19 protein-coding genes are annotated in these 20,169 nt (G+C 72.3%); 13 read left to right on the forward strand and 6 right to left on the reverse strand.

Translation table 11 applies throughout. The features are described 5' to 3' along the window. Positions 1-98 precede the first annotated feature (98 nt). From ACWGIG_RS01215 to ACWGIG_RS01225, 3 genes are all read right to left on the reverse strand, one after another. Complete coding sequence (locus tag ACWGIG_RS01215; protein WP_453319375.1) at positions 99-980, reverse strand: alpha/beta fold hydrolase; 882 nt, start codon at positions 978-980, stop codon at positions 99-101. A 114-nt stretch (positions 981-1,094) separates the two neighbouring features. Then, the gene (locus ACWGIG_RS01220) at positions 1,095-1,556 is read right to left on the reverse strand and encodes a VOC family protein (protein ID WP_453319376.1); all 462 of its coding nucleotides are present in this window, start codon (positions 1,554-1,556) and stop codon (positions 1,095-1,097) included. Continuing rightward, positions 1,553-2,191 (reverse strand): DinB family protein, encoded by a 639-nt coding sequence (locus ACWGIG_RS01225; RefSeq protein ID WP_453319377.1) that lies wholly within the window; start codon positions 2,189-2,191, stop codon positions 1,553-1,555. Before ACWGIG_RS01225 ends, ACWGIG_RS01220 begins: the two co-directional genes overlap by 4 nt. Before the next feature lie 62 nt (positions 2,192-2,253). On the opposite strand from ACWGIG_RS01225, the gene ACWGIG_RS01230 reads away from it, so the two are divergent. From ACWGIG_RS01230 to ACWGIG_RS01265, 8 genes are all read left to right on the forward strand, one after another. Continuing rightward, positions 2,254-3,222 (forward strand): helix-turn-helix transcriptional regulator, encoded by a 969-nt coding sequence (locus tag ACWGIG_RS01230; RefSeq protein ID WP_453319378.1) that lies wholly within the window; start codon positions 2,254-2,256, stop codon positions 3,220-3,222. 221 nt (positions 3,223-3,443) lie between these two features. Further along, positions 3,444-4,943 carry an AMP-binding protein gene (locus ACWGIG_RS01235; RefSeq protein WP_453319379.1) on the forward strand — a complete coding sequence of 500 codons (1,500 nt, stop codon included), beginning with the start codon at positions 3,444-3,446 and terminating at the stop codon, positions 4,941-4,943. Positions 4,944-5,114: 171 nt separating this feature from the next. Next, complete coding sequence (locus ACWGIG_RS01240) at positions 5,115-6,005, forward strand: hypothetical protein (RefSeq protein ID WP_453319380.1); 891 nt, start codon at positions 5,115-5,117, stop codon at positions 6,003-6,005. Positions 6,006-6,178: 173 nt separating this feature from the next. Then, positions 6,179-6,970: an SDR family NAD(P)-dependent oxidoreductase gene (locus tag ACWGIG_RS01245; RefSeq protein ID WP_453319381.1), complete on the forward strand. Its 792-nt coding sequence runs from the start codon at positions 6,179-6,181 to the stop codon at positions 6,968-6,970. Positions 6,971-7,047: 77 nt separating this feature from the next. Continuing rightward, positions 7,048-7,332 carry a helix-turn-helix domain-containing protein gene (locus ACWGIG_RS01250; RefSeq protein ID WP_453319382.1) on the forward strand — a complete coding sequence of 95 codons (285 nt, stop codon included), beginning with the start codon at positions 7,048-7,050 and terminating at the stop codon, positions 7,330-7,332. Further along, positions 7,329-9,080, forward strand: coding sequence for a helix-turn-helix domain-containing protein (locus ACWGIG_RS01255; protein WP_453319383.1), 1,752 nt, complete (start codon positions 7,329-7,331; stop codon positions 9,078-9,080). The genes ACWGIG_RS01250 and ACWGIG_RS01255 overlap by 4 nt, the downstream gene beginning before the upstream one ends. 96 nt (positions 9,081-9,176) lie before the next feature. After that, positions 9,177-10,364, forward strand: a complete 1,188-nt coding sequence (locus ACWGIG_RS01260; protein WP_453319384.1) for an AI-2E family transporter — start codon at positions 9,177-9,179, stop codon at positions 10,362-10,364. A 127-nt stretch (positions 10,365-10,491) separates the two neighbouring features. Next, positions 10,492-11,274, forward strand: coding sequence for an ANTAR domain-containing protein (locus tag ACWGIG_RS01265; RefSeq protein WP_453319385.1), 783 nt, complete (start codon positions 10,492-10,494; stop codon positions 11,272-11,274). Between the two features lie 131 nt (positions 11,275-11,405). Here the strand turns inward: ACWGIG_RS01265 and ACWGIG_RS01270 are convergent, their stop codons facing one another. Further along, positions 11,406-11,987 (reverse strand): TetR/AcrR family transcriptional regulator, encoded by a 582-nt coding sequence (locus ACWGIG_RS01270; protein WP_453319386.1) that lies wholly within the window; start codon positions 11,985-11,987, stop codon positions 11,406-11,408. Positions 11,988-12,183: 196 nt separating this feature from the next. On the opposite strand from ACWGIG_RS01270, the gene ACWGIG_RS01275 reads away from it, so the two are divergent. Then, positions 12,184-13,365, forward strand: a complete 1,182-nt coding sequence (locus tag ACWGIG_RS01275) for an agmatine deiminase family protein (RefSeq protein ID WP_453319387.1) — start codon at positions 12,184-12,186, stop codon at positions 13,363-13,365. 102 nt (positions 13,366-13,467) lie between these two features. Here ACWGIG_RS01275 and ACWGIG_RS01280 read toward each other — a convergent pair whose 3' ends face one another. Continuing rightward, positions 13,468-14,040, reverse strand: a complete 573-nt coding sequence (locus ACWGIG_RS01280) for a TetR/AcrR family transcriptional regulator (protein WP_453319388.1) — start codon at positions 14,038-14,040, stop codon at positions 13,468-13,470. Between the two features lie 218 nt (positions 14,041-14,258). Here ACWGIG_RS01280 and ACWGIG_RS01285 point away from each other — a divergent pair, with 218 nt between their 5' ends. The 4 genes from ACWGIG_RS01285 to ACWGIG_RS01300 are packed head-to-tail and all read left to right on the forward strand — an operon-like array spanning position 14,259 to position 19,180. After that, positions 14,259-14,885 (forward strand): (2Fe-2S)-binding protein, encoded by a 627-nt coding sequence (locus ACWGIG_RS01285; protein WP_453319389.1) that lies wholly within the window; start codon positions 14,259-14,261, stop codon positions 14,883-14,885. Next, positions 14,882-15,874, forward strand: a complete 993-nt coding sequence (locus ACWGIG_RS01290) for an FAD binding domain-containing protein (protein ID WP_453319390.1) — start codon at positions 14,882-14,884, stop codon at positions 15,872-15,874. Before ACWGIG_RS01285 ends, ACWGIG_RS01290 begins: the two co-directional genes overlap by 4 nt. Continuing rightward, positions 15,871-18,006: a xanthine dehydrogenase family protein molybdopterin-binding subunit gene (locus tag ACWGIG_RS01295; protein WP_453319391.1), complete on the forward strand. Its 2,136-nt coding sequence runs from the start codon at positions 15,871-15,873 to the stop codon at positions 18,004-18,006. Before ACWGIG_RS01290 ends, ACWGIG_RS01295 begins: the two co-directional genes overlap by 4 nt. Then, positions 17,999-19,180 carry an XdhC family protein gene (locus ACWGIG_RS01300; RefSeq protein WP_453319392.1) on the forward strand — a complete coding sequence of 394 codons (1,182 nt, stop codon included), beginning with the start codon at positions 17,999-18,001 and terminating at the stop codon, positions 19,178-19,180. Before ACWGIG_RS01295 ends, ACWGIG_RS01300 begins: the two co-directional genes overlap by 8 nt. 38 nt (positions 19,181-19,218) lie before the next feature. On the opposite strand, the gene ACWGIG_RS01305 is transcribed toward ACWGIG_RS01300, so the two are convergent. Beyond that, a complete protein-coding gene (locus ACWGIG_RS01305; RefSeq protein WP_453319393.1) occupies positions 19,219-20,121 on the reverse strand; it encodes an NAD(P)-dependent oxidoreductase in 903 nt (300 codons plus the stop codon). Positions 20,122-20,169 lie beyond the last annotated feature (48 nt).

The raw sequence follows: 20,169 nt of genomic DNA on the forward strand, positions 1-20,169 counted from the left end.
GAGGGGCGCCCGGTGAGGGGCGGGCGCCCGGTGCGGGCCAGGTGCGCTCAGCGGCCCTCCGTCCGGCACTACTCCCAGCGGCCCTTTCCCCAGCTCTCTCAGCGGCCCCCCTCCAGCACGTGCCGCAACGTCTTCGCGAACTCCTCGGGCGCCCCCTGCTGGCCGAACTCCCCGCCCAGGAAGCCGCCGTGGTGGCTGGGGAAGACGGCCGGCCCGGTACCCAGCTCCGCCGCGACAGCCGCGGCGGCGCGGGCAGTGAACTCCCCCTCGGACTCCTGACCCGCCGCGAGCACGATGCGGGTCGAGGCGGCCCGCAGGGCGGCGAAGTCGGGCGAGAAGCCGGTGCAGCCGCGCATGTTCTGACCGAGCAGCGGGTCGTCGCGGGAGCCGTCGTCCTCGGTCGGCAGACCGAAGTCGGCGGGGGAGGGGGCCGGTTCGTCGGCCCAGTCGGCGGGGAAGAGGCCCTTCCGGCCCGCCATCGCGATGAACTTCGCCATGCCGGGCCCGAACCCCTCACGCAGGTACGTCGCGCGGATGTCCGCACAGACCTCCAGCACGACCTCCCGGTCCGGCACCACCTGGGCCGTCGGCGGCTCGTGCGCGACGAGGGTGCGCACCAGCGCGGGGTGCCGGGCGACCAGGGCGAGCGCGTTGACCGCCCCGCCACTGCTGGCGAACATGTCCACCGCCCCGGCACCGGCCGCCTCGATGATGCTCCGCAGGTCCTCGGCGTGCTCCTGCGGCGTCGACTCCGCCGCGCCGTCGTCGCGCGTACTGCGGCTCACGCCCCGCGGGTCGTAGGTGAGGACCGTACGGTCGGTGAAGTGGGAGGCCAGCGTGGCGAAACCGCTCGCGTCCATGGGCGATCCGATCAGGAACAGGACGGCGCCGCCTTCCGTGCCGTCCCCGGTGCCGCGACGGATGTCGTAGGTGAGCGTGGCACCGGGGACGGACAGGGTGCGGGTCTCTGTTTCGGGCATGGCAGGCTCCTCTGGCGTGGTGTGGTGTGACGTTTTTCCGTTGCCATGGGTAGACCTGGGGACCGGTGGGAACTCATCGGTCCCGGCGGGCCCCGTCAGTCCGGGCAGAACTCGTCAGTCCAGGCAGAACTCGTTGCCCTCGGGGTCCGTCATCACGAGGAAGCCGGCGCTCAGCGGGGGAGCGGGCTCGTCGCGGCGCACCCGCTTCGCCCCCAGCGCGACGAGCCGGTCGCACTCGGCCTCCAGCGCCGCCATCCGCTCGTCGCCGTGCAGCCCGGGGGCCGCGCGGACGTCGAGGTGGACGCGGTTCTTGGCGACCTTGTCCTCCGGCACCTGCTGGAAGAACACCCGGGGGCCGTGCCCGTCGGGGTCCTCGATGGCCGATTTCGAGTTGCGCCGGTCCTCCGGTACGCCGATCCGGGCGAGGAAGTCGTCCCACGCGGCAATGGGGTCGGCGCCCTCGGGCAGGTCGACCCCGGGCGGGCCGGGGTGGACGTAGCCCAGTACGTCGCGCCAGAAGGACGACAGGGCACGCGGGTCGTGGGCGTCGAAGGTGACCTGGATCTGGCGGCTCATCGGGATTCCTCCCCGTTCGTGGTGTGACCTGTCGCGGGCGCGGCGGGACTCGTGGTGGCATTCGCGGCGCGATGCGTGTGCAGGTAGAGGTCGCGCAGCAGACAGACCTCGGACAGATGGTGGATCAGCTCGCGGTGGATGTGCAGGACGAGATCGGCCATGGCCAGTCCGGGGTAGGCGGGCTCCTTCTCGCCGACCGGAACCAGGAGCCCGGCCTCGCCGAGACTGCGGACCCCGGCCAGCCAGGTGTCGAGCTGGGTCTTGAGCTGGTCGAGCGCGGTGGCCGCGCTGCCGGCGTACTCCCAGCCCTCGTACGACACCGCAGGCGCGCCGAAGTGCGCCGCGTTGCGTGCGGCGAGCACGCCGACGACGACATGGCCGAGTTGCCAGGCGATCGTGGTGAACGGTGCCGGGTCCGGCTGCGGGAAGGCGAAGTCGATCGTGAAGTCCCCGGCACCGGCCTGCACGGGCGCCGTCGAGGTGCCGCGCGGACGGACGTTCCAGGCGTCAGGCACCGGCGACCAGAAGTACTCGTCGTCGGTGAGGCCTTCGAGGCGGGCCCTGATCTGATGGTCCCAGTGGAACTCCCACTGATCGCGCAGTGTCCGGTTCCAGTCGAGTTCGGTTGCGTTCATGGATCCACCGTGACATCGAAGGCGGACAGGATCGGTCCGCCATTCCTGAAAGGGTGGGCCGTATGGACGCAGCGAGCGGTGACGAGCGCGGGACGACGGAGCGGGTGCTGACCCTGCTCGGGCTGCTGCAGCAGCGCCGGGTCTGGACGGGCCCCGAACTCGCCGCCCGGCTCGGGGTCACGTCGCGCACGGTGCGCCGCGACGTCGAGCGGCTGCGCACGCTCGGCTATCCGGTGCATGCCGGACAGGGCGTCGGCGGCGGCTACCGGCTCGGCCCGGGGAAGGAACTGCCGCCGCTGCTCCTCGACGACGAGGAGGCGATCGCCACCGCGGTCTCCCTGCTCGCCGGCGCCGGCGGCGCGGTCGCGGGCGCGGGCGACGCCGCGCTCCGGGCGCTGAGCAAGCTCGACCAGGTGCTGCCCACCCGGCTGCGGCACGAGGTGCGCGCGCTCTCCGGCTCGGTGGAGTCCTTCGGCGGCGGCCGTACGCAGGTCGGCCCCGAGGTGCTCATGACGCTGGCCCGGGCCTGCCGCGACGAGGTCGAGGCCGGCTTCGACTACCCGGCCGGGGAGGGGGTGCGACGACGGCGGGTCGAGCCCTACCGGCTGGTCGCCTCCGACCGGCGCTGGTACCTCTTCGCCTACGACCTCGACCGCGACGACTGGCGCAGCTTCCGCGTCGACCGGATGACCGAGGTCTCCGCGAGGGCCTGGCGCTTTCGCCCGCGCGCGGCGCCCGACGCGGCGGCGTACGTGCAGGAGGGCGTGGCGAGCCGGGTCTACCCGCACCGGGCGCGCTTCCTCGTCCACGCGCCGACCGAGAAGGTACGCGCGCAGATTCCGGCATCGGCAGCCGTCGTACGGGAGCGGGGGAGCGAGGCCTGCGAGGTGCTCAGCGGCGCCGCCGACCTCGACCTCGTCCTCATGCACGTACTCCTGCTGGGACACGCCTTCGAGGTGCTCGACCCTCCCGAGCTGGCGGAGCGCTGCCGTGTGTGGGCGGAGCGACTGCGGGCGGCCGGGGCCGGGTGATGCGGCCCGTGGTGCATGTGTGCAAGTGGCAATTAACATGACCGCCCACGCACACACCGGCACCGGCCCGCAGCGCATCCACCGGCTGCACACCCACCGGACCCACCGGACCCACCGGACCCACCGGACCCACCGGACCCACCGGACCCACCGGACCCACCGGACCCACCGGACCCACCGGACCCACCGGAAACTGCTCGACGACGGACGAGAGGACTCCCATGACCGCCACCGTCAGCTTCGAGGGCAACGAGATGTCGCCGCACCAACTGGAGGACCGTGCAAGGAAGCTGGCCGGCGGGCTGTACGAGCTGGGGCTGCGCGCGGGCGACGTGGTCGCGGTGCTGCTGCGCAACGACTCCGCGTACGTCGACGTCATGCTCGCCTGCCGGCTCGGCGGGTTCCACTTCTCTCCGCTCAACTGGCACTTCACCCCGGCCGAGCTCGCGTACATCGTCGAGGACTGCGGAGCCCAGGCGGTCATCGGCCACACGGACCTGCTCGAAGCGGCGCGGCCGGCACTCCCCGAGGGACTCACCGTCCTCGCGGTGGGCGACGGGAAATCCGTCGGACAGGCCCTCCCGTACGAATCCTGGCTCGCCCGACAGGCCGACTACAGCGGCCCGTTGGTGTCCCCCGGTGCGCACATGGCCTATACGTCCGGGACCACGGGCCGCCCCAAGGGAGTGGTCCGCGCGCCCGTACCGGTGGAGGAGATCGACGACTTCCGCAGCCGCACCCTCGCCGTCGTCGAGCAGGTGTACGGCCTGCGGGCCGGCTGCCGCGCCCTGATGACGGCGCCGCTCTACCACAGCGCCCCGAGCATGTTCGCCCAGTACGCCGCCCTGGCCGCCGGCCTGTTCGTCATCGCCCCGCGCTTCGACCCCGAGCAGACCCTCGCCCTGGTCGAACGCCACCGCATCGACGCCCTCTACTGCGTACCGACCATGTACGTACGCCTGCTGAAGCTCCCGCGCGAGGTCCGCGACCGCTACGACCTGTCCTCGCTGCGCTTCGTCGGCTCGACCGGAGCCCCGTGCGCGCCGGAGGTGAAGAAGGCCCTGATCGACTGGCTCGGGCCGATAGTGCACGAGACGTACGCCTCCAGCGAGACCGGCTACATCACCGTCATCGACTCGTTCGAGGCCCTCGCCCGGCCGGGCAGCGTGGGACGTCCGCTCGGTGACGCGCAGATCCGGGTCGTCGACGAGGAGGGCAAGGACTGCGCGCCCGGCGAGGTCGGCGTCCTGTACGTACGGCAGCCCGCGCACACCGATTTCACCTACCGGGGCCGGGAGCGGGCCCGCGAGGAGATCGGCCTCGGCGAGCTCGTCTCGGTGGGCGACATGGGGTACCTCGACGAGGACGGCTACCTCTACATCTGCGACCGGGCCGTCGACATGGTCATCTCCGGGGGAGTCAACATCTACCCGGCCGAGATCGAGGCCGCGCTCCTCGGCCGCCCGGGCGTCCTCGACTGCGCCGTCTTCGGAGTCCCCGACCCCGAATTCGGCGAACGCCTGCACGCGCTCGTCCAGCCGGAGACGGACACCGCACTCGACCCCGTCCAACTGCGGGAGGACCTGCGCACCACACTCGCGGGATTCAAGATCCCCCGCACCATCGACGTCGTCCCCGCACTGCCCCGCGACCCCAACGGCAAACTCGCCAAACACCGCATCCGCGCCCAGTACCTGAAATCCACGACACACCCGGCCTGAGCGGCCCGCGGGCGGGGCGTACCGGGCGTGAGCAGTGACGTGCTCGTTGCGTGAGCAGTGGCGTGCTCGTTCACCCGTACCCGCGAATCCTGCCGCGCTCCGGTCCGGCCGTCGGTCCGGGGTGTACCAGCGGAAGTACGCCCGCACGGGGCTGGCGGACCCGGCCCGGCCGTGGCTCCATGGATCGAAGCGCTGGTGTCGCAGCGCCGGGGCGCACGGGAGGTCGCCATGGCCGGCTGGACCGACTGGTGGGAGGTGCCGGGCCGGGTGACGGGCTACGCCTCGGCGTGCGCCCGCAACTACGGCCGCATCGACCTCTTCTCCCTCGGCGAGAACTTCCTGCCCGTCCACAAGACCCAGCCCTTCGACGTGAACTCCCCCTGGAAGCCGCTGGGACAGCCCGGCTCCCTCGGGGTCCCGCCCGCGGTCGTCTCCAGGGGGCAGGAGTACCTCGACGCCTTCTTCCACTTCGGCTACCACAACAGCTACAACGGTCTCAAAGCCACTCCGTGGACCGGTTTCCAGCGCTTCGACTGCCAGTCCCAGCACCCGATAGCGGTCTGCTCCTGGGGCCCGCAGCGCATGGACCTGTTCGCCTGCAACAGGGGCGGCACCCTGGCGATGCGGCACAAGTGGTACGACCACGGGGTCTGGTCGGGCTGGGAGGACCTGGGCGGCGAGTTCTTCGGCGGGGTCGCGGCTGCGTGCTGGGCCCCCGGCCGCATCGACCTGTTCGGCGTCGGCTTCGGCAACCGGGCGATCTGGCACAAGTGGTTCGACGCGGGCCGCGGCTGGTCGGGCTGGGAGAGCCTGGCCGGCATCACCAACGACCCTCCATCGGCCGCAAGTTGGGGCCCGGGACGGCTCGACCTCTTCCATACGGGGCTCGACCACGCCGTCTACCACAAGTGGTTCGACGCGGGCCGCGGCTGGTCCGGCTGGGAGTCCCTCGGCGGCTATGCCTGGAGCGGCACCGCGACGGCGTCCCCGGGCCCGGGCCGGCTGGCGGTGTTCCACCGGGGCCGGGAGAACACCATCTGGGCAAGGAGGTTCGGCTTCTGAGGCCTGCACGGGATACGGCCTGTGCGGACACGACTGCTGTACGGGTACGGGTACACGGGTACGGGCACGGCCTGTGCGGACAGGGCTGCTGTACGGGCACGGCCTGGATTCGGCCGGTGAGAATGGCGCAGGCGGGCCTGGCCCGGTACGGGCGGAGCTGGGATCCTCCGGGGATGGAGCTGCGAGGCGCGAGGGTGCTGGTGACGGGTGCTACCGGTGGGATCGGGCAGGCGCTGGCGGTGGCGCTGGCCGCCCGCGGCAGCCAGGTGGTACTCACCGGGCGCCGCAAGGACCTGCTGGAGCCGTTGGCCGAGAAGCTGGGCGGCCGGGCCGTCCCCGCGGACCTGGCCGACCGGAACGCGGTCGAAGAACTGCTCGACGCTGCGGGCGAGATCGACGTGCTCGTCGCCAACGCCGCACTTCCCGCGACGGGTCTGCTCGACGACTTCTCCGTCCACGAGATCGACCGCGCGCTCGACGTCAACCTCCGTGCTCCCATCGTGATGGCCAAGCTGGCCGGACAGCGCATGGCCGCCCGCCGCCGCGGTCATCTGGTCTTCATCTCCTCGCTCTCCGGCAAGGCCGCGTCCGGGCAGTCCTCCCTCTACAACGCCACCAAGTTCGGGATGCGCGGCTTCGCCCTCGCGCTCCGCGAGGACATGCGGCCCCACAACGTGGGCGTCTCGACCGTCTTCCCCGGCTTCATCAGCGACGCGGGCATGTTCGCCGACTCCGGCGCGACCCTGCCCCGCGGAGTCGGCACCCGCGCGCCGAAGGACGTGGCACGCGCGACCGCGAGGGCCGTCGAGCAGAACCTCGCCGAAGTGGACGTGGCCCCGCTGGGCCTGCGGCTGGCCGCCCTGCTCGGCGGCGCCGCACCGGGCCTGGCCGCCGCCGTCCAGCGCCGCCTCGGCGGTGACAAGGTCACCGAACAGCTCGCCAGGGGGCAGCGCCACAAGCGCTGATCCCGTTTCGTGCAAGCATCCCGCGTGGCGGGTGGGTTCCATGCGTAAGACGCATCAGCCTTGATAGGTTGCGTGGCATGGGAATGAGCTTGGAGGAGTCGCTGCGGCTGACCGTGGCCGCGCTGATGCAGGCGACGGGCGACTCGCAGCGGGGGGTCGCAGCGGTGCTCGGCCTGACGCAGACGCAGGTCTCGCGCCGCCAGTCCGGCAGCGCCTCGTGGCAGTTGGACGACGTGGACGCACTCGCCGCCCACTACGGCGTCCACCCCCTGGATCTGCTGGACGGTCCGACGAGGGCCTGCGACGCCCTGCCCGCGGCCAGGCTCCGCACCGCGAAGGAGAAGAAGGGTGCGGCTCGATGAGTGACTCCGGCTTCAGCTCCGGCTCCGGCCCAAGCTCCGGCTCCGGCTCCGGCCCAAGCTCCGACCCCGGCTCCGGCCCCGACTCCCGCTTCGACGCGATCGACTCGCTGCTCTCCGCCGTCGCCCCGCCCGCCGCGCTGCCCGACCCGGAAGTACGGCGGGACCTGCGCGAACGCGCCCACCTCTCCAAGGCCCAGTTCGCCAGGGCCCTCGGCGTCAGCCCCAGCACCGTCAGCGGCTGGGAGTCGGGGCGCGACCCGGTCGGCGAGGCCCGTACGAAGTACGCGTACCTGCTCGACAGACTGCGGGACAAGCTCGGGACCGGGGTGACGGAGGCCGCCGAGGAGCAGGAGAGTAGCAAGGAGCCGGAGAGCGCCGAGGGGGCGGCGAGCACCGAGGAGCTGTACGCCCACCCGGATCCCGTACCGGACCTCTCGGATTCCGTGCCGGACCTCCCGGATCCAGTGCCGGACCTCCCGGATCCCGTACCGGACCGCGAAGACACCGCCCCGGCCGCACCCGACCAGGACGCCGACGGGGACGTCGAGATCCTGGCCGCCCCCGAGCCGTGCGTCCTCTGCGGGCGTCCCGCCCTGCACCGGATGGACGGCTTCGCGCAGCACCTGGACCCCGCCGACTGCCGGGCCGAGGCCTCAACCGCCCCCGCCCAGGCCCCCGTTCGGCCCGAACCCGCTACGGAGGTCGCTCCCGCTCCCGTACGCAAGGAACCGACCGGGAAGCCTGCGCGTACGGGCCGCCCGGCCTCGCGGTCCACGGCGCGGAAGCCGCCCCGTGGCCGCGCCTTCCAGGACGAGTCCGGGCCCGGCGACCTCATCACCCACGCCGTGCAGGAGGCCCTCGCCGACCACGGGGGCGACGTCGACGACGCCACCGCCGCGCTGCTGAAGCGGGCGATCCCCGACGCGATGCGGCTCCTCGACGAGACCCGCAAGGGCGGCCGGTACGACGTCGTCGCCCACCCGTGGATCCCGGACGTACTGCGCAAGCAGACCTCCAAGGGTGCGGACCAGATCTGGGAAGCGCGCCCGAAGTGGACCCGCCGCGAACTCCCCGCCGGTGCCCACGAGGTGACCGCGCTCGACATGAACGGCGCGTACCTCTCCGCCCTGAAGACCCACCTCCCGCTCGGCCAGCTGGAACACTCCACCGGCTTCGAGTTCGACCGCCGCCGCGCCGGGGTCCACCTGATCACCCCGCCGGAGTGGGAGCACGAGGACGTCCTGCCGAACCCCATCGGCAACCGCGACGAGCCCGGCCCGCTCTGGGTCACCGAGCCGACGCTGCGCCTCCTCCTGCGCCTCTCGGGTCCCAAGCACCGGCTCTGCGCGCCGCCCGAGATCCACGAGTCGTACACCTCGGGTGCGACGGAGGGCCTGCTGGAGAAGTTCCGCGTCGCACTCAAGGAGGCCCGGGACACGGCGCTCGCCGAGGACGACGGGGTGACGCTGGAGTACGTGAAGGCGATGTACTCGAAGTTCGTCTCCACGATGGGGGAGTCGAACTACAACCGGGAGCTGTACCGCCCGGACTGGATGCACCTCATCCGCTCCCAGGCATTCGCCAACCTCTGGATGAAGGCCCTCAAGGCCCATGACGAAGGCCTGCACGTCGTACGGGCCATGGGCACCGACGAGCTCCACGTGATCGGCGACTGGCACAAGGTCTTCCCCGAGGGCCGTGGGGTCACGGAGGTGAAGGTGAAGGACACCTATACCGTCGGTGACTGACGCACACCCTGAGCGCCTCCCTCCAGCGTCAGGTCAACTCCCGCTCGTGTCACGGGAGTTGCGGCTGGGGGAGCTGAGAGGGATGGGGCTGGCAGAATGTCCGACATGTTGAGTTCTGCTAAATCTACGGACGCGCTCCGGCGGACGGCACGCATATCTGTCGACGCACTGCTGGTCCTTGTGATGGCCGCGGTGACCCTGTGGCTGCTGGGGCAGATGTGGGCGGTGGTCTGGCCGGTCGTCGTGGCCCTGTTCCTCACCACGCTGACCTGGCCGCCGGTCCGATTCCTGCGCGCGCACGGGTGGCGTCCCGCACCGGCCGCCTCACTGGTCACGGTGCTCTTCCTCCTGCTCTTCGTGGGCATCCTGGCGCTGATCGCGGTGCCGGTCGCGTCCGAGTCCGGCCAGTTGACCGACGGAGTGGTCGCGGGTCTCCAGCAGTTGCGCGAGTGGGCCTCCGGGCCGCCGCTGAACATCGGTGACGACCAGCTCACCGGCGTCCTCGACGCGGCGGTCGAGCGGCTGCAGCACAGCGTCGGCAGCGTGGTCACCGTCTTCGGCACGGGCGTGAGCACGGTGGTGAACAGCCTGGTCACCGCGGTGCTGGCGCTCTTCCTGATGTTCTTCTTCCTCAAGGACGGCCCGCGCTTCCTGCCGTGGCTCACCGGACAGCTCCCCGGCCGGTTCGCCACCGACGTGCCGGTCGTGGCCGCGCGCTGCTGGGCCACGCTGGGTACGTTCGTCCGTTCCCAGGCGATCGTCGGTCTGCTCGACGCCGTCCTCATCGGCATCGGTCTGTGGATCCTGGGTGTGCCGCTGGTGCTGCCGCTGGCAGTGCTGACCTTCGTGTCCGCGTTCGTGCCGATCGTGGGCGCCTTCTTCGCCGGCTTCGTCGCGGTGCTCATCGCGTGGGTGTCGAACGGACCGACGGACGCGCTGATCGTCCTCGCGATCATCGTCGTGGTGCAGCAGTTGGAGGGCAATGTCTTCCAGCCCATGATCCAGAGCCGCGGGCTCGGCCTGCATGCGGCGGTGGTCCTGATGGTGGTGGTGCTGGGCGGAAACCTGGCCGGAGTGGTCGGCAGCCTGCTCGCCGTACCGGCAGCAGCGGTGACCGCGGTGATCTGGAACTACGTACGGGCCCAGCTCGGTGATCCGGGTGAACAGGGTGAACCGGCGGAACTGCCGGAATCGGGCGACCATGGAACCCCGGGAGCGGAAGCCGAAACGGGAGCCGAGGCGGACCGCGGCGAAGCGTCCACCGGGACCCCCGCCCCGGCCTAGCCACCCGGCCTGGTCCTCCCTCCTGGGGCCGCGTTTCCCTGGGCGGGGTGGTGTCCCTGCCACGGGGTACGGATACCAATGACAGCTCCGCGTGCCGGACGCGGGGCCGCACCAGGAGGTGAGGGGCGTGCCGGGATCGCGTGCGGCGCGCCGTGTGCGAGCGGCGGCGGACGGAGACTTCGCGGGGCTGCCCCAGCGGCTCGCGCTCGCGCTGGGCGGGGCACTGGGAGCGGACGGAGTCACGCTGTCCCTGGCCACGCATACGCCGGACCGCCAGTTGCTGGCCGCTACGGGGCCGGTGGCGGTGCGGCTGGAGGAGTTGCAGTTCGAGACCGCCGAGGGACCGTGCATGACGGCGTCCGCACAGGGCGTGCCGGTGCTGTGGGACGACGTGCGCGCGCAGGTCGGCCGGTGGCCCGTCTTCGGATCCCGGCTGCGGGAGGACCTGCCGCAGGTCGGGTCCATCCACGGCTTCCCCCTCGGCGTCGCCCCGGCGGTGGGATCGGTGGACCTGATCGGCTTCGAGCCCCGCCGTATGAACGCGCGCGCCGTCGACCAGGCCCTCGCGGCGGCCGGAGCGGCGCTTGAGGTGCTGCTGAACAGCAGCCGTGCCCACGCCTGCGAGGGCTGGCTTCCCGGGTGGCAGCCGGCCGAGGTGCTGGACGCGCACTGGGGCGCCACCCACCGGGCCGTCGGCGTGCTGATGGAACGGATGGACATCAGCGCCGAAGAAGCCCTGGCCAGGCTGCGGGCCCGCGCCTTCGCCAGCGGCCGGCCGCTGCCCGCCCTGGCCGCCGAGGTGATGGTCACGCTCCGCGCCGACGACAGCGAGCGCGAGGGTGACCGTGGCCGTGACAGCGACGGGAACGGGGACCCGCAGGGCGGCCCGACCCCGGGCGCGGGCAGATGAGGCTGTTCCTTTCGCCCCCTGCGGGCGGAGAGGGCCGGAGAGTGCTCATCATGGTGCTGACTGAAAATTCAGTCATGAGCGGGCGTCTGCGCAAGCTCGCCCGGCAACTACCCGGGGGGCCGGTCACCGCCCTACAGGTGCCGCAGCCCCGCCAGCTCGACCCCGATCGCCTCCCGTACGAGGGTCTGCGCGTGGTCGATGTCGAGGCTGCCGCACAGCCAGCGCATGCTCAGCCCCTGGAGGAGCGCGGTGAGCCGCTCCGCCGCCGAGGCCAGCGCCGCCGCCGACGCCATGGGCCGCACCTGCCCGAGCAGTGCGGCCACCTCCTGCACCCACACCAGCGTCGCCCTCGCGAGATCCTCCCGCAGGATGGGGTCGAAGACGGCGCTGGCCTGGAGCTCGCCCCAGGCTGAGCTGTTCTCCCGTACCTCCGGGGTGTCCTGGAGCTCCAGCAGGAGGACCTGCTCCAGCTCTTCGCGCGGGTCGAGCGGCTCGGCGTCCGGGTCCTGGGCCGCGGTGTACCTCTCGGCGCGGTCGTTGATGAATTCCAGCGTGTGGCGCAGGATGCCGGTGCGGTCCTTGAAGTGGTAGTAGATCAGGCCGGTGGAGACCCCGGCCTCGGTGGCCAGTTCCTCCACGCGGAGCCCGCGGACCCCGCGCCGGGCGATCACCCGGGCAGCCGCTTCAAGGATCTGAGTACTACGAGACGCCATGCCGTAAACCCTATCCGGGGCGATGCGACGCCCCTCATGCGCTCCGAGGCGATGCGATGCGACGCCATGTGTCCGAAATGTGCCCCGAAACGTGCTCCGGAGTTTGACTGAAAATTCAGTCAGTGTCACAGTGGCGTCGTTCCGGCCCACCCCCCACTCCTCGCTCCTCACTCCTCACTCCTCATCGGAGCCCCCCATGTCCCTCTTTTCCCCCTCCCGCCGTACGACCCTGCGTGTTTTCGCCGGTGTCGGCGGCGCCCTCGCCCTCGGTGCCACGGCCTGCGGCCCCGAGGGCTCCGCGCAGGGCGCCCGTCCTGAGGGCTCCACGCAGGGCGCCCGCGCGAGCGGCTCCCCGGCCGCGGACGGCGAGCGCCGCTTCGGCGCCGAGTGGGACAGCCACACCCGTACGTTCATGGCCTGGCCCGCCCTCGAATCCGTCTGGGAGGACGACCTCCCCTACGTACGGGAGGACATCGCCCGCATCGCACGGGCGGTCGGTGAGTACGAGGCGGTCGTGATGATGGCCCGCCCGGACCAGCGGAAGGCGGCCCAGAAGGCGTGCGGCTCGGAGGTCGAGGTCATCGACCTCCCCGTCGACGACCTGTGGGCCCGCGACACCGTCCCCGTCTTCGTGGAGGACGGCGGCAAGGTCGTCGGCGTCGACTTCAACTTCAACGGCTGGGGCAACAAGCAGCAGCACACCCACGACGCCGAGGTCGGCCGCGCCCTGTCGGCCAAGTACGGCATCCCGCGCGTCCAGGCGCCGCTCGTCGCCGAGGGCGGCTCCTTCGAGACCGACGGCGAGGGCACCCTTCTGATCACCGAGAGCTCGATCGTCAACGACAACCGCAACCGCGGGAAGAACCGGGACCGGATCGAGCAGGAGCTCATCGAGACCCTCGGCGTGCAGAAGGTCGTCTGGCTGGCAGGCGTGCGCGGGCAGGACATCACGGACGCGCACGTCGACAGTCTCGTACGGTTCACCGCGCCCGGTGTCGTCCTCCTGGACCAGGCGTTCCCCGGCACGCCCCCCGACTCCTGGTCCCGCTCGGCCGACCAGGCCCGCTCGGTGCTGAGCGGGGCCACCGACGCACGGGGACGGAAGTTCGAGATCATCGACCTGCCGCAGCCCGACCTCGACCGGATCACGGGCGAGGGCGACGACTTCGTTTCGACGTACGCCAACTTCTACGTCGCCAACGACTCCGTCTTCATGCCGAAGTTCGGCGACCGGAAGGCCGACGACAGGGCCCGCGGCATCCTCCAGGAGCACTTCCCCGAGCGCGACGTCGTCCAGGTGAGGATCGACACCATCGCCTCCGGCGGCGGTGGCATCCACTGCTCGACCCACGACCAGCCCGGGAAGCCCGCCGCCTGACGGTGGTCATGTCCAGGGAGCCCAGGCCCAGGGAGCCCAGGCTCAAGGAGCCCACGTCCACGGAACCCCCTCGCCCCGGACCCGCGGCGGACCAGGTCGTGGTCACGACTCCGGGGCGCTGCGCGGAGCGCCCGCGCGCAGTCCGTCCATGACGAGGTCCAGGAGCCGGGCGGCGCGGGGCTGCCAGTCGCCGGAGGGGTCGATCTGCCAGAGGCCCGCGACGGCGAGGAGGAGATCGTCGGCGAGCACGCCGGGGCGGATGGTGCCCGCCCGTTCGGCGGCGCGCAGCAGCAGTTCGGCGGCGTCGGTGATCCGTGTGTGTGCCGGTTTCGCCGGGCCGCCCGGCGCGCTGGTCACCTGGCGGATCGCCTCGGCGAGGCCCGCCTTGGTCATCGCGAACAGCGCGAGCCGGTTCATCCACTCCCGCAGCGCCTCGTCCGGCCGGCGGGTGGCGAGCAACTGGCTTGCGCAGTCCGCGACTTGGCGCATCTCGTGGCGGAAGACCTCCAGCACGAGCGCTTCCCGGTTGGGGAAGTTGCGGTAGAAGGTGCCCTGGCCGACGCCCGCCTTCCGGGCGATGGTGCTCAGCGGTGCGTCTGCGGCGCGGGTCAGTTCGGTCAGCGCCGCTGCCAGGATGCGCTCGCGGTTGCGCTGCGCGTCGACACGAACGGGCACGGCCCTCTCCTCGTGCACTCGCCCTCCTCGTGGGATCGCCGACGCACCGGCCTTGTTAAGCGGACAATTGTCCGGTACGTTTCCGGTACTTCAGTAACGGACAACTGTCCGGTTGAGTCCACTCTAGCTGCGGACACGCGTACCGGGGACTCAACCACACGTGACGTCCACGCGAGGCCGTCACCCCCACTCCGCGCCGGCGCGAAGGAAGACCGACCATGGCCTTATCCGCATCCGCATCCACCTCCAGTGTCACCGTTCTGAACGTCAACGGCGAGAAGCATTCGCTCACCGTCGACCACCGCACCACCCTGCTCGACGCCCTGCGCGAGCGGCTCGATCTCACCGGCACCAAGAAGGGCTGCGACCAGGGGCAGTGCGGTTCCTGCACCGTCCTGATCGACGGCCGGCGCTCCCTGGCCTGCCTGCAGTTGGCCGTGGCCGCCGAGGGGCGCGAGATCCGCACCGTCGAGGGACTGGCCGAGGGCGGGCGGCTGCATCCGGTGCAGCAGGCCTTCCTCGATCTGGACGGCCTCCAGTGCGGCTACTGCACCCCGGGCCAGATCTGCTCCGCCGTCGCCGTCATCGAGGAGCACGCGGCCGGCTGGCCCAGCGCGGCCACCGAGGACGTGCGGCCCCGGGACGTACCACCGCCGCTCACCGGTGACGAGATCCGTGAACGGATGAGCGGCAACCTCTGCCGCTGCGGTGCGTACGGCTCGATCGTCCAGGCGGTCGCGCGGGCGGCCGACACCCGACAGGACACGGCCCCCCATGTTCGGGAAGACACGGCCGCCCACGCCCGACAAGGCACGGCCATCGACTCCAAGGAGACCGCCGCATGAGGGAGTTCGGCTATCAGCGCGCGTACGACGTCCCCGGCGCGCTCGCGCTCCTCGACGCCGACCCCCAGGCCCGGTTCCTCGGCGGCGGCACCAATCTCGTCGACCTGATGAAGTCCGGCGTGGAGCGGCCCGCCCGGCTGGTGGACCTGCGCGGCCTTCCGCTGGACCGCATCGAGTCGGCGGCGGACGGCACCCTGCGCATCGGCGCCACCGTCACCAACAGCGACCTCGCGGCCCACCCCGAAGTCAGGCTCCGCTACCCGGCGTTGACGCAGGCCGTGCTGGCCGGGGCCTCCGGGCAGCTGCGCAACATGGCCACGGTCGGCGGGAACCTCCTCCAGCGCACCCGCTGCGGCTACTTCACCGACGTCGCCCGGCCCTGCAACAAGCGCTCACCCGGCACCGGCTGCCCCGCCCCGACCGGTGAGCACCACAACGCCGCGATCCTCGGGGCCTCCGACCACTGCGTGGCCGTGCACCCCTCCGACCTGGCCGTCGCACTCGCCGCCTTCGACGCGGTCGTGTCGTACGAAACGACCGACGGGCGGGGTGAGTTGACGTTTCCCGACTTCTATCTGCCGGTGGGCGACACTCCGCACCGGGAGACCGCGCTGCCGCCCGGCGCGCTGATCACCGGCATCGCCCTGCCGCCCGCCCCGGTGGCCGCCGCCTCCCGCTACCGGAAGGTGCGCGAGCGCGCCTCGTACGCCTTCGCGATCGGTTCGGTCGCCGCCGCGCTCGACGTCGAGGCGGGTGTCGTACGGGACGTGCGCCTCGCTCTCGGCGCGGTCGCCTCGCGGCCGTGGCGCGCCCTGGAGGCCGAGCGGGTACTGAGGGGTGCACCGGCGGACGCCGACACCTTCGCCGCCGCGGCGGACGCCGAACTCGCCGCCGCTTCGCCGCTGGCACACAACGCGTACAAGGTGCCCCTCGTCCGCAATCTGGTGGTCGCCGTACTCACCGAACTCGCCGAGGAGGCCACCCGATGACCAGTGCCACCCCCCTGAAGGGCTCCGTCGGTACCGCGCACTCACGGGTGGAGGGGTACGCCAAGGTCACCGGGGCCGCCCGCTACTCCGCCGAGATCCCCTTCGACCAACTCGCCCACGGCTGGCTGGCGTTGTCCACGGTGACGCGCGGTCGCATCCTCGCGGTGGAGGACGCGGCCGTCCTCGCCATGCCCGGTGTGCTCGCGGTGCTGCACCACGGGAACGCCCCGCGGTTGGACGCCGGGCACCCGTCGTTCCTGGGACTGACACCCGACCCCGCGGTCGCACTCTTCCAGGACGACCGCGTGCCGTACGCGGGCTGGCCGGTGGCGCTGGTCGTCGCCGAGACGTCCGAGCAGGCGCGGGAGGCCGCCGAGTCGCTCGTGGCGCGCTACGCGGAAGAACCGCACGACGCGGCGTTCTACCCCGGCAGGCCGGGGGCCGTCACGGCGACGGACGTCCCGCACGCGGCGGCGGTGACCGAGAAGGGCGACCTGGCGGCCGAACTCGCCCGGTCCGCCGTGGTCGTGGACGCCGAGTACACCACGCCCGAGGAGCACCACGCCTCGATGGAGCCGCACGCGGCGACGGCGCGCTGGGAGGACGGGCGGCTCGAAATCGTCGACTCCAACCAGGGTGCCCGGTGGGTGCAGGGCGACCTGGCGAACCTGTTCTCGCTCGACCCGGCCTCGGTGCACGTGCGTTCCGAGCACATCGGCGGCGGCTTCGGCTCCAAGGGCCTGCGGGCGAACCAGGTGGCGGCGGTGATGGCCACGACGCTCCTGAGGCGCCCGGTCCGGGTGGTGCTGACCCGGCGTCAGATGTTCACGCTGGCCGGCTACCGCAGCCCCACGGCCCAGCGGGTCAGGCTCGGCGCGGGACCCGACGGGCGGCTGCGCGCGCTGGAGCACACCGCGCTGAACCTCACCTCCACGAGGGCCGAGTTCCTGGAGCCGAGCGCCACGCCGGGCCGGGTGCTCTACGACGCCCCGGCGCACCGCACCGCCCATCAGGTGGTACCGCTCGACGTGCCGAACCCGACGTTCATGCGCGCACCGGGCGAGGCGCCCGGGTCGTTCGCGCTGGAGAGCGCGTTCGACGAGCTGGCGGAGAAGTGCGGCGTCGACCCGATCGTCCTGCGCGCCCGCAACGAAACCGACCGGGGGCCCGTGTCGGGCCTGCCGTTCGCGGGGCGGCGACTGCTGGACTGCTTCCGGGAGGGCTCGGCCAGGTTCGGCTGGGCGGACCGCGACCCCCGTCCGGGACTGCGCCGCGAGGGGCGCTGGTTGCTGGGCACGGGCACGGCGGCGGCCTCCTTCGCCGCCGGGGCCATGCCGTCGACGGCCGCGATCACGGCCGAGCCCGACGGCCGCTTCACCGTCCGGATCACCGCGGCGGACATCGGGACGGGCGCGCGGACCGCGCTCACTCTGATCGCCGCCGACGCCCTGGAGACGGCCCCCGACCGGGTGCGTGTCCTGATCGGGGACAGCGACTTCGGTCCCGCGATGGTCGCGGGAGGCTCGGCGGGCACCCGCTCCTGGGCCTGGGCGATCACCGCCGCCGCCCAGGAGCTGCGCACCCTGCTCGTGCCCGGCGGCGACATCCCGCCGGAGGGCGTCACCGTGCGCTCCGACACGACGCAGGCGGTCATGGCGCTGCCGCAGCGTGAACGGCACTCCTTCGGCGCGCAGTTCGCGGAGGTGGCCGTCGACGTCGCCACCGGCGAGGTACGGGTGCGCCGGATGCTCGGCATCTTCGCGGCGGGCCGGATCGTCAACCCGCTGACCGCCCGCAACCAGCTGGCGGGCGGAATGATCTGGGGCATCTCCATGGCCCTGCACGAGGAGGCGGTACGGGACCGGAACTCGGGCGCCCTCGTCGGCGCCGACCTGGCGGGCTACCACGTCGCGGCCCACGCGGACGTCCCGCACGTCGAGGCGGACTGGCTTCCCGACGACCGGGACGAGGACGACCCCGTCGGGATCAAGGGCATCGGCGAGGTCGGCATCGTCGGCGCTGCGGCGGCGATCGCCAATGCGGTCTGGCACGCGACCGGCGTACGCCACCGCCACCTGCCGATCCGCCCCGACCGCGTCCTGCTGGCCGACCCGAAGGCCGAACGTGCTTGACATTGCAGGGCAGTTGGGCCGCTGGACCGACGAGGGGCGCGACTTCGCGGTCGCCACCGTGGTCGCAGTGAGCGGCAGCGCACCGCGAGAACCGGGCGCCGCCCTCGCCGTCGACGCGGCGGGCGAGGCGATCGGTTCGGTCTCCGGCGGGTGCGTGGAAGGCGCGGTGTACGCACTGTGCCAACAGGCCCTCACCGACGGCAGACCGGTCGTCGAACGCTTCGGCTACAGCGACGACGATGCCTTCGCGGTTGGGCTGACCTGCGGCGGAACCGTGGAGGTCCTGGTCACGCCGGTCCGGGCCGACGCACCCGCCAGGCCCGTGATCGCCGCCGCCCTGACGGCGTTCGCCGAGGGTGGGGCGGCGGCGCTCGTACGGGTCGTGCGCGGACCGCGGGGGCTCCTGGGCGCGGCGCTGCTGGTGCGCTCCGACGGTTCGTACGAAGGAACTCTCGGCAGCACCGCGCAGCTGGACCGCATCGCGCGGGACGAGGCCGGAGCGCTGCTTGGCCTCGGCCGTACGGGCACCGTCGACGTTTCCGCCGACGGGGCCAACTGCCCCGGTGGGGTGAGCCTGTTCGTCGAGTGCCGGGTGCCACCGCCCCGGATGATCGTCTTCGGTGCGGTCGACTTCGCGGCGGCGCTCGTCCGCACCGGCAGCTTCCTGGGGTTCCACGTGACGGTGTGCGACGCCCGGCCCGTCTTCGCCACCCCGGCCCGCTTCCCGGAGGCGGACGAGGTCGTCGTCGACTGGCCGCACCGCTATCTGCGCCGCACGGCCACCGACGCGCGCACGGTGCTGTGCGTGCTCACGCACGACGCCAAGTTCGACGTGCCCCTCCTGGAGGCGGCCCTGCGGATGCCGGTGGCGTACGTCGGCGCGATGGGCTCGCGCCGCACCCATGAGGACCGGCTGCACCGGCTGCGCGAAGTCGGCCTGTCCGAAAGCGAGGTGGCCCGTCTCCGGTCACCGATCGGGCTCGACCTCGGCGCCCGTACCCCGGAGGAGACCGCGCTGTCGATCGCGGCGGAGATCGTCGCGGCCCGGTACGGCGGCACGGGCCTGCCGCTGACCGGTACCAGGACGCCGCTGCACCGTGCCGCTGCCCAGGGACGCGCGCCGACGGCCGCCGCTTTCCCAGGAGTTCCGGATTCCGAGGCGGCCTTTCCCTGAACACCTGCCCTCGGGCCGGCGGCTCTCCCGCGGGCTGTTCACCCGCGGTCCGTCGGCCCCCGCAGGACCTCGATGACGCTCGCGTAGCTGTCGGAGCCGTGGCCCGCCGCCCTGGCACGTTCCATGGCGGACTTCAGGAGTTCGGGCAGGGCGTTGTCGAGGCCGCGGTCCTCCGCCGCGTGCAGGAGGTGGTCGACGGCCGCTATCTGCACGTCGACGGTGGCGTCGTCGCCCGGGTACTGTCCGGCGTCCACCTGAGGCGCGTAGGTGGTCATGAAACCGGCCACGGCGGTCAGCCAGCGGACCGCGACGGGGGTGAAGGCGGTGGCGTCGATCTTCTCCGCGCCGACCAGCGCGGTGCCGTGCAGCCAGCCGGTCAGGGTGGACCACATGAGGCCGAGCAGGGCGGAGTCGTACAGCGAGGCCAGGCCGGGGTCGGTGCCCAGGTGCAGGGGATCGCCCAGGGCGGCCAGGGTCGGGCGGTGGGTGGCGAAGACGTCCGCCGAACCGCTGTACAGGAACATCATCTTGGGGCTGCCGACGCCCGGCGGGGTGGTCATGATCCCGCCGTCGAGGTAGTCGGCGCCGTGCCGGCGGGCCCATGCGGCGGCCTCGTGCGCCTGTTCCGGGGAGCCGGAGGTGAGGTTGACGAGGGTCTTGCCCGCGAGGGCGTCGGCGACGGGGTCGAGGACGGCGTACAGCGCGTCGTAGTCCAGTACGCAGGCCACGATCAGCGGGCTCGCGGCGATCGCTTCCCCGGGCGTCGCGGCGGGGCGGGCGCCGCGGTCGACGAGCGCGCGGGCCTTTTCGGCGGTGCGGTTCCAGACGGTGGTCCGGTGGCCCCGGCCGAGCAGGGCGGCGGCCAGCGCCGAGCCCATGTTGCCCAGCCCGAGGACGGTCACTGCCGCGATGTTGGTTGCTGATGGATTGTCAGAAGTCATGCTGTTGCTCCCTGTTCGGCCGCATCTGCGGCGTTCGATCTCGTGAGA

Source organism: Streptomyces sp. NPDC054863 (assembly GCF_053610825.1).

Coding starts and splice junctions, on each gene's coding strand:
- ACWGIG_RS01215 (WP_453319375.1), bottom strand. CDS start 980: ATGCCCGAAACAGAGACCCGCACCCTGTCCGTCCCCGGTGCCACGCTC.
- ACWGIG_RS01220 (WP_453319376.1), bottom strand. CDS start 1,556: ATGAGCCGCCAGATCCAGGTCACCTTCGACGCCCACGACCCGCGTGCC.
- ACWGIG_RS01225 (WP_453319377.1), bottom strand. CDS start 2,191: ATGAACGCAACCGAACTCGACTGGAACCGGACACTGCGCGATCAGTGG.
- ACWGIG_RS01230 (WP_453319378.1), top strand. CDS start 2,254: ATGGACGCAGCGAGCGGTGACGAGCGCGGGACGACGGAGCGGGTGCTG.
- ACWGIG_RS01235 (WP_453319379.1), top strand. CDS start 3,444: ATGACCGCCACCGTCAGCTTCGAGGGCAACGAGATGTCGCCGCACCAA.
- ACWGIG_RS01245 (WP_453319381.1), top strand. CDS start 6,179: ATGGAGCTGCGAGGCGCGAGGGTGCTGGTGACGGGTGCTACCGGTGGG.
- ACWGIG_RS01250 (WP_453319382.1), top strand. CDS start 7,048: ATGGGAATGAGCTTGGAGGAGTCGCTGCGGCTGACCGTGGCCGCGCTG.
- ACWGIG_RS01255 (WP_453319383.1), top strand. CDS start 7,329: ATGAGTGACTCCGGCTTCAGCTCCGGCTCCGGCCCAAGCTCCGGCTCC.
- ACWGIG_RS01260 (WP_453319384.1), top strand. CDS start 9,177: ATGTCCGACATGTTGAGTTCTGCTAAATCTACGGACGCGCTCCGGCGG.
- ACWGIG_RS01270 (WP_453319386.1), bottom strand. CDS start 11,987: ATGGCGTCTCGTAGTACTCAGATCCTTGAAGCGGCTGCCCGGGTGATC.
- ACWGIG_RS01275 (WP_453319387.1), top strand. CDS start 12,184: ATGTCCCTCTTTTCCCCCTCCCGCCGTACGACCCTGCGTGTTTTCGCC.
- ACWGIG_RS01285 (WP_453319389.1), top strand. CDS start 14,259: ATGGCCTTATCCGCATCCGCATCCACCTCCAGTGTCACCGTTCTGAAC.
- ACWGIG_RS01290 (WP_453319390.1), top strand. CDS start 14,882: ATGAGGGAGTTCGGCTATCAGCGCGCGTACGACGTCCCCGGCGCGCTC.
- ACWGIG_RS01295 (WP_453319391.1), top strand. CDS start 15,871: ATGACCAGTGCCACCCCCCTGAAGGGCTCCGTCGGTACCGCGCACTCA.
- ACWGIG_RS01305 (WP_453319393.1), bottom strand. CDS start 20,121: ATGACTTCTGACAATCCATCAGCAACCAACATCGCGGCAGTGACCGTC.